The following is a 7,823-nucleotide window of genomic DNA, read 5'->3' on the forward strand; positions in this document are numbered from 1 at the left end:
TGCCGTTTGCGCCCGGACTCGTACGAACTTTAGAGGGAAACAGATTAACCATGAATCGATCAGCTCCTCCCTGGATCTTTCTGCATGTCAATGACAGTCACATGGGGACAGCCCGTTCTTATCGATTTCGCCCCGCCATTAATAAACGCTGGGCCGCCATCAAACAGCAGATGGCGGCCATTGATGCCGACCTGTTGTTGCATGGCGGCGATCTGACACGGGATGGGGATACCCATGAATTTGAATATCAACAGGCGCGTGAGGATCTGGACACACTCCCCTTCCCCACATTTGTGATTCCCGGCAATATGGATGTCGGCAACAAACACGCCACGCAGACCGGAGTCAAACATCGCTGGGACCCCAAAGGGCTTGGCTGGAACGATCCCGATCTGAATATGACGGCGAAACGTCTGGACCTCTTCAGCAATTACTTCGGTCCGCTGCAGTGGTCTTTTCTACATCGCGAGATACGCTTCACAGGTTTTTATGCAGCCGTTGCCGGCACGGGACTGCCGCACGAACAACGCTTCTGGCGTTTTCTGGAGCGTCTGCCTGATCTTCCCCCGGCGAAACAGCATGTCGTCGTCATGCATTATTGGCCATTCATGGAGCAACCGGATGAACCGGCGTGGGATCTGACCGACGGCGATCAGTATGATAACTGGTACTTTTCCATTGATCCCCCGCATCGTCAGCGATTATGGCAAATTCTCAAAGCAGCGAAAGTCGAAATCCTGTTTTGCGGTCACGTGCATACAGGACGCCCCGTACAACACGTAGACGGAATTCGCGTCTACCGTACCCAGGCAGCCGGCAACACCGGGCAATTGAGTGAACGCTGGCCCGAAGCAGATACCCGGTTCGGTTTTCATCGCTGCGATGTGACTGATTCCGGGATTGAAGTCACTTTCATTCCAGGAGAGGATCAATGTGAAGAATTTGGCACCTTTGGCCCCTTGGGACATCCCCCGATTGAAGAGCGTGACTACTCCGTAGCGGAAGAACAGCCTCCCATCCAACCTGACGAAAACCTCTGAGCTGATTGATTGCATAGGAGTCCATTGTGAAAGTCTCTGTTTACATCGCCACCAGCCTGGATGGTTTTATCGCCCGCAACAACGGAGCGTTGGACTGGTTACCCGGCATCGAGAGCGCTGATGCCCCGGAAGGAGAAGACTACGGCTACCATGAGTTCATGGACTCCATTGATATTCTCGTCATGGGACGCAAGACTTTTGAAACGGTGCTCTCTTTTGAAGGCGACTGGCCTTATGGTGACAAAAGAATGATTATTCTCAGTAGCCAAACCGTTTCCATCCCGAGTAAAGTATCAGATACAGTCGAATCATCATCCTGTACTCCCGCCGAACTGATTGAGAAACTTTCAGAAGAGGGCTTTCAGCATGTTTACGTTGATGGGGGGAAAACGATTCAGGGTTTTCTGAAAGCGGGACTGATAGACGAACTCATCATCACCCGCATTCCAGTTCTGATCGGATCCGGTATTCCTCTATTTGGTGAAGCAGATACAGACATCAAACTCAGGCATCTCCAGACGCATACTTTTCCCAACGGATTAGTGCAAAGCAGATATCAGGTAATCTGAAACCTGACAATTCAGCGTTCTTGAAATTGTCATGAATTCCTGTCAACTCGACTGTCCGGGTATTACATCCAGAGGCTATATTATCAGCAGTCATATTTCACACTTCGCCTGTTCTCTTGAAAGGAATTCTAATGCTCCTCCGATCCTTCCTGTTCGCCATTCTCAGTTGCTGCATTCTCTCCAGTTCCGCTGTTGCAGAAGAAGCAGACGCGGAATTGTTGAAAGCGGTAAAAACCCTCGATGAAGCATTTTCCAAACGGGACAAAGAAACCATCCGCAGCATGACCGACCCTCTGCACATGTCGATTTCGCCATCATACCAGTTTTTCACCCAGGAAGATCAACTGAAAGCACTGCCGGAACTCAAACTGACTCTTTTCAAAGCGAATCCTAAAACCATAGTTCATCCCACTCCCCGCACCGCCCTGATTCGATACGAAGCTCAGATTGAGGGAACTTTTAAAGGAAAAACACTGGCAAAGCATGTCCAGATTCTGGAGTCGTGGGTTAAGAAAAAAGGGAAATGGATTGAAACCTCTTACCAGGAAACCCCCTTACCCTGACACCTGTTTAAAAAAGATAAAGTCAATCAGAATTTGGCAGCGAACGCATTTCTTCTCTCATGATCCGGAGGACTGCTTCGCTGCTTCTTTCATCCAGGTCTGCAGCGTTTCGCGGAGTAACAGGAGTTCCTTGAACAACGCTTTCCGATCCGGATTGGCATGCTCGAAACACCACGGGCCCTGGAAACCGGCCTTCCAGCCAATCTCAAAACAACGCTTGAGGTCATACCGCGGATGTTCGCCTTTGGGGCCGATTTGTCTCGCCTTAAAATCACATGTGACGGCGAAGGGAAACGTTTGCTCCAGCCCGGCGTAGCGGAGTTCGTTACTGTCCCAGTTTCCCGTGTCTGGACAGGCGGCGACATTTTTTCCAATTGCTTTTACCAATTTCACAACAGAACATGGGTCGCTCTGCATCCAGCCATAATTTTCGACCAGCAGTTGGACATTGCCTTCCGCGCCGTATTCACATAGCTCTCGATAACTGTCCACGTGAATTTTCATATCGGGCTTCGATACTAGTGGCAGTGGGCGCGCCCACTTTAAACCCAGATGAGAAGCCACATTGATGGATGCTTTATAGCTGTCCAGAGCCTTGTTTCGAACCGCAGCATCAGGACTGTTCAAATCCAGCTTTGGCTGATTCATTTTCAGGTTGGTCAAGACACAACCTGCCTTGTCTGCGGCAGAGCGTACCTGATCGAGATACTTCGGATCGGTTGAAGCCAGCGTGGAAGTATTCAGATCAATGACTGTCATCCCCAGCTCGTCTCGCATAATCCGAGGCAGTTCCAGCAGGGTGATTTGATCTTCTTTCGCCCGCGGAGAAAGTTGATAAGCCAGGGAGGAAGTTGTGATCCCCAGCTGACGGTCCAGCGATTTTTCCACCTGCCGTTCCGCGTCCCTCGCGACAGTCAGAGACAAACTTCCCAGGCAGGAACCTATGACTGCACCACCGCTTACGTTCAGAAACTGCCTTCTTGAGAACTTCATTATCGTTTCCCTGTTCCAGAACAGTACAATGCACCTGAGTACGAAGTCAGCTGTCGATAGACATCATTCTGAGGCATAATGGCTTCAACCACAAGAATAATCGCAACGACAGCAATTCTGTGAAACGAATATTCAACTTGGCGGGTATGCTTTTAAGTATTCAACACTGATATGTCTTTGTCTGTAAACGATTGACAAATGGATTCCGTTAATGCATCTAACTCCTCTGCGCAAACAGTTCATTCTTCTGCTCCTCGGCTTCTTCATTGCAGGTAGCATTGAAAAAATCCCCGCAGATGAACCGCAGTCCGTGAAACCACAGCCGGGGGCTCAGGCTGGACCACTTAAGTTTAAAGATATTCGTTATCTGACTCGATCTCTGCATGATTTCAAAAACCAGAAAGCATTCGTAGTGATCGCCTGCAACACGACCTGTCCGCTGGTGAAACGCTATCTACCCCGACTGAAGAAGTTGGAACAGCAATACAGACCTCAGGGAGTTCAGTTCATTGCATTACATACTGGTCCCTCTGATTCGATCCGGGAAATTGCTGAATATGCAATCGTCCACGATATTCCATTTCCCAATGTGCAGGATCTCCGCAGCCACTCTGAGAATGCTCTGGGGTTGGAACGAACACCTGAAGTGGCTGTACTGGATTCTGATTTCAAACTGCAATATCGCGGTCGCATTGATGATCAGTACCGGATTGGTGGCTCTCTTCCGCAGCCAACAGAAAATAATCTTATAAATGCGATTGAGGCAGTCCTTAAGAACGGGCCGGTTAAAATTCCTGAAACCAATGTGGATGGCTGCATTATTACTTCGCACGCAGTCGGCCATACTGTGAAATCAACCACTTACTATGAAGACATTCAACCACTCATTAAAAAACATTGTCTCGATTGCCATCGTCCCCAGACAGAAGCGCCGTTTGCCTTAACGACACTGGAAGAAGTCCTCAATAACGGGGCGATGATTGCTGAGGTTGTTCAGGAACAGCGGATGCCTCCCTGGTATGGAGGCAGTTCACATGCAGAATTTGCCAATCACCGCAGTATGTCCCGGAAAGAACGCACTCTTATTGCCGACTGGTATCAGGCAGGGATGCCAGCCGGAGAGGAACCTGAAAACCCCACGCCCGCCCCTGCTCCTGCTCAAGAGAAATGGTTGATTGGCAAACCAGATCTGGAAATCAGCATGCTGGAAACCCATACGCTTCCCGCTGATGGTTATATTCCGTATCGCTATACAGTGCTGCCTTATATTTTCCCCGAAGATACCTGGATCTCCGCCATCCAGATTCGTCCCGATAATCCCAGTGTCCTGCATCACTGCAATATGGCCGCAGTCAGCCTGACAAAGAAATGGGATGAGTCCAATTTCATCACAGGCAAAGTCCCGGGATCGGGTCCGACTGTACTTCCGAAAGAACTGGGGATACTGATCCCTAAAGGAAGTGCCCTGGCTTTGCAGATCCATTACACCTCTACCGGAAAACCGGAACGATGCAAGATTTCCGTAGGCTTTAAATATGTGACAGACAAAGTTCAGAAACGCTATCGATTTCTGATTATCAGGAACACGAAATTCACGATTCCCCCTGGCGCGCCTCATTATGAAGTGAGTAATTCGAAAACACTTGATCGTGATGCACATGGCATCGGCCTGTTTGCTCATATGCATCTGCGGGGCAAAGACCTGTCATTTCTGGCACATTATCCCGACGGGAAAGACGAATCGCTGCTGGTCATCCCCAATTACAGCTTTGACTGGCAGATTGGATACCTCTGGAAAGACCAGAGGCACTTTTTTCCAGCAGGAACCCGCATCGAAGCGATTGCGCATTATGATAATTCTGCATTTAACCCCTTCAATCCGGATCCCACTACCAGTGTCAGAAACGGACCGCAAACCTATCACGAAATGATGTATGCTTTCTTCTTCTACACCTACGCCGATGAACGACTGAATTTGTCGATCGATCCAGAAACTGGTCAGACCGTTAACTAAACTGACAGCCCTGCTCTCAATCAATGGTACCAGCAATCAAACGACTGGTTTCTTTGTCAGGAAAGTGTATCATCAGTAGAACGACAACCATCTACGTCAGTACACACCAGAGTTCGATTGACTGAAGAGAGACTTCATGCGCGTCCTGTTCCTGATCTCCGGGAAAAATGTCCCTTCCTCCCGGTTTCGCGTTTTGAATTATCTGCCTTTTCTGCGGCAGGCGGGGATCGAATGCACGGTGCTGGCCAGTTATCCCGAAAAATATGAGCATATCCGCTGGCTGGGCTATCGACTCAGCTACCTGCTGAAACGGAACACCCGCTATCTGCATTATTTTTATGCCCGACTGAAACGATTTGATATCGTATTCATCGAACGGGAACTCTTTGATCACAAGAGCTTTAACCTGGAGCTCCTGTTCATGGGGCTCCCCGGTAAAACGGTACTGGATATCGATGATGGAATTTTTCTTAAATATCCGGAAAAGTTTCGCGTACTCGCTGCGAAAGCAGATTTGCTGATTGTCGGGAATCAGAATCTGTTCGAAGAAGCCCAAAAACACAATGACTGGGTTCGACTCCTGCCCACGTCCGTGATCGCCAGCAAATATCCGGTCAAAGACTACAGCCAGCTCCCGCCAGCTAAGCCGGTCATTGGCTGGACTGGCCTGGATACGAACATCCCGAATCTCAAACTGGTTGTCCCTGCACTGCAGCGACTGGCGGAACAATTTGAATTCGTCCTCTGTATCATCTCCGCCACTCCCGATCCCATTGCGGCGCTCGTGCTGGACGGAATTGAAGTGCGGCACGTGGTCTGGCGTCCAGAAACGGAATACCAGGACCTGTCTGCCTTCGACATCGGCATCATGCCCCTGGAAGACGATGCATGGTCCCGCTTCAAATGCGGCTTAAAACTGCTGCAATACATGGCCCTGGGAATCCCGGCCGTCGCGTCACCAGTGGGGGTCAACGCAGATATTATCGATCAGTGCCAGAACGGTTTCTCCGCCAGTACGGAGGAAGAATGGTATGAATCACTGCGACAGTTGCTGGACTCACCCGAACTGCGAAAGTCGGTAGGCCTGCGAGGTAGAAATACGGTTGAAGAACAATTTGACATTGAGCCGAACAGCAGGGTATTGAAACAATACCTGGAAGAGACACTGGGGAAGGTATCAGGAAGTTAGTTCATTCTCAGAGTTCTACTCCTGCAGGAGTGGTGCAACGAATCTGTCGAATTCACAAACGACTGAGTCTCCATAATTTTGCGTGAATTCTCTCAGTGTCCGTTCTCTCTGATCTTTTAATTTTGGATCAGCTCCCAATTCCAGCATTATCCGAGTGGTTTCAAATGTGATTGGTTGCCCCGTTTGAATTGCGCCATCAATATCGATGTCCAATGCCTGAAATATCGGTGGATAACCACGTCCAGCTCTCGTATTCAGCAGCCCCTGGAGATTGGCGTGCAAAGCGGACCCACTTTGGGGGAGTTATTGGCGCGTAAAATGGACCCATCGTAGCAAGTTCCTGATACTGGAGGCTTTTGACCTTCAGTTTCGGGGTGAAGGATGCTTACGGTGGACGATTACGGACGTATACGGCGTGCTCATCGCGACGGGATGAGCATCCGGGAAATCGCTCGGACATTTCATCATTCACGGCGAAAGATCCGCGAAGTATTACACGGTGCAGGGCAACCGCAACAATATTCGCAGCGCCAGACTCAGGCGGCTCCCCGACTGGGCCCCTTCCATGAGACCATCCGACAGATTCTCGCCGATGATGAATCGCAACCACCCAAACAGCGGCACACAGCACAACGAATCTTTGAGCGACTGCGGGACGAGCACGGCTATCTCGGCGGTTACGATGCAGTTTGTCGATTCGTGCGGAAGCACCGAACCAATAAACGTGAAACATTCATCCCGCTTGATCACCAACCGGGCCAACGGCTGGAAGCCGACTTCGGCAAGATTTATGTCGATTTTCCCGACGGACGACGACGGGTTTCAGTGTTGATTCTGGTCTGGTCGTATTCCAACGCCCCCTTTGTGATCGCTCTACCGACGGAACGGACCGAAGCGATTCTGGAAGGCATGGTGCAGGCGTTCGAGTATTTTGATCGCGTTCCCAAAGAAGTCTGGTGGGACAACCCGAAAACGGTAGCCGACGCGGTGCTCAGCGGGCGGAGTCGCAAAATCAACCAACGTTATGCAGCCCTGGCAAGTCATTATGTCTTTGAACCACTGTTCTGCCTGCCGGCCAGCGGGAACGAAAAACCGGTCGTTGAGAATCGCGTGAAGACGTTGCAGCGGAAATGGTCGACTCCGGTTCCCAAGATGGAAGATTTCGAGGAACTCAACAACTATCTTCGGCAATGCTGCCTCCAGGAACAGCAGCGTCTCAGTAGTGGTAAGACAGAAACCATCGGCACACGATTGGAACAGGACAAACAAAACGCCGCCGGGTTGCCCAGGCACCGCTTTGATCCGTGCATCCGCCGGGAAGTAAAGGTCAACAAGTATCAGTTCGCCCGGTTTGAGAACGTGGATTACAGCGTGCCGCGACAGTGTGCGTTTCAGACGGTGAGCGTCAAAGGTTACGTTGACCGTGTGGAAATGGTCTTTAAGGGAACTGTGGTG

Annotated in this window: 7 protein-coding genes (1 of these 7 only partly in view); 6 read left to right on the forward strand and 1 reads right to left on the reverse strand. The window is 50.3% G+C overall.

All coding sequences use genetic code 11. The annotated features are described in order from the left end of the window. Window positions 1–50: 50 nt before the first annotated feature. The 3 genes from Pan161_RS23135 (at window position 51) to Pan161_RS23145 (ending at window position 2,172) form a co-directional block, all read left to right on the forward strand. Window positions 51–1,040 (forward strand): metallophosphoesterase family protein, encoded by a 990-nt coding sequence (locus Pan161_RS23135; RefSeq protein WP_145231118.1) that lies wholly within the window; start codon window positions 51–53, stop codon window positions 1,038–1,040. Between the two features lie 26 nt (window positions 1,041–1,066). Beyond that, the gene (locus tag Pan161_RS23140) at window positions 1,067–1,609 is read left to right on the forward strand and encodes a dihydrofolate reductase family protein (protein ID WP_145231119.1); all 543 of its coding nucleotides are present in this window, start codon (window positions 1,067–1,069) and stop codon (window positions 1,607–1,609) included. Window positions 1,610–1,740: 131 nt separating this feature from the next. After that, window positions 1,741–2,172 carry a nuclear transport factor 2 family protein gene (locus Pan161_RS23145; protein ID WP_145231120.1) on the forward strand — a complete coding sequence of 144 codons (432 nt, stop codon included), beginning with the start codon at window positions 1,741–1,743 and terminating at the stop codon, window positions 2,170–2,172. Window positions 2,173–2,229: 57 nt separating this feature from the next. Here Pan161_RS23145 and Pan161_RS23150 read toward each other — a convergent pair whose 3' ends face one another. Beyond that, window positions 2,230–3,165: a sugar phosphate isomerase/epimerase family protein gene (locus Pan161_RS23150; RefSeq protein ID WP_145231121.1), complete on the reverse strand. Its 936-nt coding sequence runs from the start codon at window positions 3,163–3,165 to the stop codon at window positions 2,230–2,232. Window positions 3,166–3,376: 211 nt separating this feature from the next. On the opposite strand from Pan161_RS23150, the gene Pan161_RS23155 reads away from it, so the two are divergent. From Pan161_RS23155 to istA, 3 genes are all read left to right on the forward strand, one after another. Further along, window positions 3,377–5,179 carry a redoxin family protein gene (locus Pan161_RS23155; protein WP_145231122.1) on the forward strand — a complete coding sequence of 601 codons (1,803 nt, stop codon included), beginning with the start codon at window positions 3,377–3,379 and terminating at the stop codon, window positions 5,177–5,179. A gap of 136 nt (window positions 5,180–5,315) precedes the next feature. Continuing rightward, window positions 5,316–6,368, forward strand: coding sequence for a glycosyltransferase family 4 protein (locus Pan161_RS23160; RefSeq protein WP_145231123.1), 1,053 nt, complete (start codon window positions 5,316–5,318; stop codon window positions 6,366–6,368). Between the two features lie 381 nt (window positions 6,369–6,749). Continuing rightward, window positions 6,750–7,823 carry the 5' portion of an IS21 family transposase gene (gene istA, locus Pan161_RS23165; RefSeq protein ID WP_145223926.1) on the forward strand. Its footprint extends 630 nt past the window's final position, so only the first 1,074 of its 1,704 coding nucleotides appear in the window; its start codon is at window positions 6,750–6,752; its stop codon lies off the right edge, out of view.

The sequence above is a fragment of the Gimesia algae genome (genome assembly GCF_007746795.1).
GTDB lineage: Bacteria > Planctomycetota > Planctomycetia > Planctomycetales > Planctomycetaceae > Gimesia > Gimesia algae.